Source organism: Actinomycetospora termitidis, from assembly GCF_030286555.1.
GTDB classification, from domain to species: domain Bacteria; phylum Actinomycetota; class Actinomycetes; order Mycobacteriales; family Pseudonocardiaceae; genus Actinomycetospora; species Actinomycetospora termitidis.
Genome location: NZ_JASVWF010000015.1, coordinates 1 through 3557, shown reverse-complemented (window position 1 = coordinate 3557; position 3557 = coordinate 1). Strand labels below are relative to the sequence as shown.

Here is a 3557-nt window from a genome sequence, read left to right as displayed (position 1 = left end):
TGTGTGGGGGTGGTTGGGTGTTCCGGCGGTGTCCTACTCTCCCACGACCTGGCGGTCGCAGTACCATCGGCGCTGGAGGGCTTAGCTTCCGGGTTCGGGATGGGACCGGGCGTTTCCCCTCCGCTGTAGCCACCGGAACACCGAACCATCCCCACAAGGTGTGGGGGGTGGGTGTGGATGTGGACGCGAGCAGCAGAATTTCGTGTGTTTGCATGAAGGCTTTGCCGTGTGTGCCAACGGGCCCTGTGTGTGGGTGTTGGTGGTGTGTCGGGCAAGTCCTCGGCCTATTAGTACCAGTCCACTGCATACCTTGCGGTACTTCCATGTCTGGCCTATCAACCCACTGGTCTGGTGGGGGCCTTAACCCTCGTAGGGGTGGGAGACCTCATCTTGGAACGGGCTTCCCGCTTAGATGCCTTCAGCGGTTATCCCTTCCGAACGTAGCCAACCAGCCGTGCCCCTGGCGGGACAACTGGCACACCAGAGGTTCGTCCGTCCCGGTCCTCTCGTACTAGGGACAGCCTTCCTCAAGTCTCCTGCGCGCGCGGCGGATAGGGACCGAACTGTCTCACGACGTTCTAAACCCAGCTCGCGTACCGCTTTAATGGGCGAACAGCCCAACCCTTGGGACCTACTCCAGCCCCAGGATGCGACGAGCCGACATCGAGGTGCCAAACCATGCCGTCGATATGGACTCTTGGGCAAGATCAGCCTGTTATCCCCGGGGTACCTTTTATCCGTTGAGCGACACCCCTTCCACCAGGAGGTGCCGGATCACTAGTCCCGACTTTCGTCCCTGCTCGACCCGTCGGTCTCACAGTCAAGCTCCCTTGTGCACTTGCACTCAACACCTGGTTGCCGACCAGGCTGAGGGAACCTTTGGGCGCCTCCGTTACCCTTTGGGAGGCAACCGCCCCAGTTAAACTACCCACCAGGCACTGTTCCTGGACCAGATCATGGCCCGAAGTTAGATGCCCAGTTCGACCAGAGTGGTATTTCAACGTTGACTCCACCCCCACTGGCGTGAGGGCTTCACAGTCTCCCACCTATCCTACACAAGCCGAACCGAGCACCAATACCAAGCTGTAGTGAAGGTCCCGGGGTCTTTCCGTCCTGCCGCGCGTAACGAGCATCTTTACTCGTAGTGCAATTTCGCCGAGTCTGTGGTCGAGACAGCGGGGAAGTCGTTACTCCATTCGTGCAGGTCGGAACTTACCCGACAAGGAATTTCGCTACCTTAGGATGGTTATAGTTACCACCGCCGTTTACTGGCGCTTAAGTTCTCAGCTTCACCCGTGAGGGTTAACCGGTCCCCTTAACGTTCCAGCACCGGGCAGGAGTCAGTCCGTATACATCGTCTTGCGACTTCGCACGGACCTGTGTTTTTAGTAAACAGTCGCTTCCCCCTGGTCTCTGCGACCCCACCACCCTAGCCCGCACGGGGCTTCAGGTGACCGGGTCCCCCTTCTCCCGAAGTTACGGGGGGATTTTGCCGAATTCCTTGACCACAGTTCGCTCGAACGCCTCGGTATTCTCTACCTGACCACCTGTGTTGGTTTGGGGTACGGGTCGCGTAGGAACTCGCTAGAGGCTTTTCTCGGCAGCATGGGATCACTCTGCTTCGCCTCAACGGCTATGCGTCACGTCTCAGCCTCATGTGGTGCACGGATTTGCCTATGCACCGGCCTACACGCTTGCACCAGTACAACCACTCACTGGCGGAGCTGCCCTCCTGCGTCACCCCATCGCTTGGCTACTACCAGGCAGGATCCCGCGCTCCCCCGGTCGACTCCCGAAGGAGTCTTGGGGTTCGGGCGGTTAGCACACCTGGGCTCGCCATGGACGCGCCTACACGAGCACGGGAATATCAACCCGTTGTCCATCGACTACGCCTGTCGGCCTCGCCTTAGGTCCCGGCTCACCCTGGGCGGAAAAACCTGGCCCAGGAACCCTTGGTCATCCGGCGGCAGAGTTTCTCACTCTGCTGTCGCTACTCATGCCTGCATTCTCACTCACACGGGTTCCACAGCTGGATCACTCCGCCGCTTCACCACCCGCATGACGCTCCCCTACCCAACACCACCACCGTTAGGTGTCCGTGGTGTTGCCGCGGCTTCGGCGGTGCGCTTGAGCCCCGCTACATTGTCGGCGCAGGACCACTTGACCAGTGAGCTATTACGCACTCTTTCAAGGGTGGCTGCTTCTAAGCCAACCTCCTGGTTGTCTGGGCGATCCCACATCCTTTCCCACTTAGCGCACGCTTAGGGGCCTTAGCCGGCGATCTGGGCTGTTTCCCTCTCGACTACGAACCTTATCGCCCGCAGTCTCACTGCCGCGCTCACGCTCACCGGCATTCGGAGTTTGGCTGACTTCAGTAAGCTTGTAGGCCCCCTAGGCCAACCAGTGCTCTACCTCCGGTGAGTACCACGCGACGCTGCACCTAAATGCATTTCGGGGAGAACCAGCTATCACGGAGTTTGATTGGCCTTTCACCCCTACCCACAGCTCATCCCCCAGGTTTTCAACCCTGGTGGGTTCGGGCCTCCACACCGTCTTACCGGCGCTTCACCCTGGCCATGGGTAGATCACCCCGCTTCGGGTCTAGAGCACGCGACTGAAACGCCCTGTTCGGACTCGCTTTCGCTACGGCTACCCCACACGGGTTAACCTCGCCACGTACCGCTAACTCGCAGGCTCATTCTTCAAAAGGCACGCCATCACCGGAACAAGTTCCAGGCTCTGACGGCTTGTAGGCACACGGTTTCAGGTACTATTTCACTCCCCTCCCGGGGTACTTTTCACCTTTCCCTCACGGTACTCGTCCGCTATCGGTCATCAGGAAGTATTTAGGCTTACCGGGTGGTCCCGGCAGATTCACAGCGAATTCCACGGGCTCGCTGCTACTCGGGCACGCCACCACGCGATGACGGACAGTTTTCGTCTACGGGGGTCTCACCCTCTACGCCGGCGCGTCCCAACGCCTTCGACTAACCATCCACCACCACGCCCAGGGTCAGCAGCCCCCGGACATGACGCCCCACAACACCCCACCAGCAACACCTGCCAGCTATCACACAGGCGGGGTTTAGCCTCTTCCGCTTTCGCTCGCCACTACTCACGGAATCACTGTTGTTTTCTTCTCCTGCGGGTACTGAGATGTTTCACTTCCCCGCGTTCCCTCCACCCGCCCTATACATTCAGGCGGGGGTGACAGCCCATGACGGCTGCCGGGTTACCCCATTCGGACACCCTCGGATCACAGCTCGGTTGACAACTCCCCGAGGACTATCGCGGCCTCCCACGTCCTTCATCGGCTCCTGATGCCCAGGCATCCACCGTGCGCCCTTGACAACTTGACCAACACACCAACAACAACCACACACACTCGTGCGTGCACGTCGCCGTCGGCGTCCACATCAACACAGTCAACAAGCAAACAAACGATCAACCACAACAACCCTGAATCATCGAGGTTCTCGTGGCGACCAGGAAAAAAAGATGCTCGCGTCCACTATCCACTTGACAAACCCACCCGCAGACCACCACGCCGAACCACA

Annotated in this window: 2 rRNA genes; both read right to left on the bottom strand. The window is 59.5% G+C overall.

From position 1 onward, the window contains the following. Nucleotides 1-20: 20 nt before the first annotated feature. A 5S ribosomal RNA gene (gene rrf, locus QRT03_RS31980) occupies nucleotides 21-137 on the bottom strand. Between the two features lie 130 nt (nucleotides 138-267). Continuing rightward, nucleotides 268-3359, bottom strand: a 23S ribosomal RNA gene (locus QRT03_RS31975). Nucleotides 3360-3557: the final 198 nt, after the last annotated feature.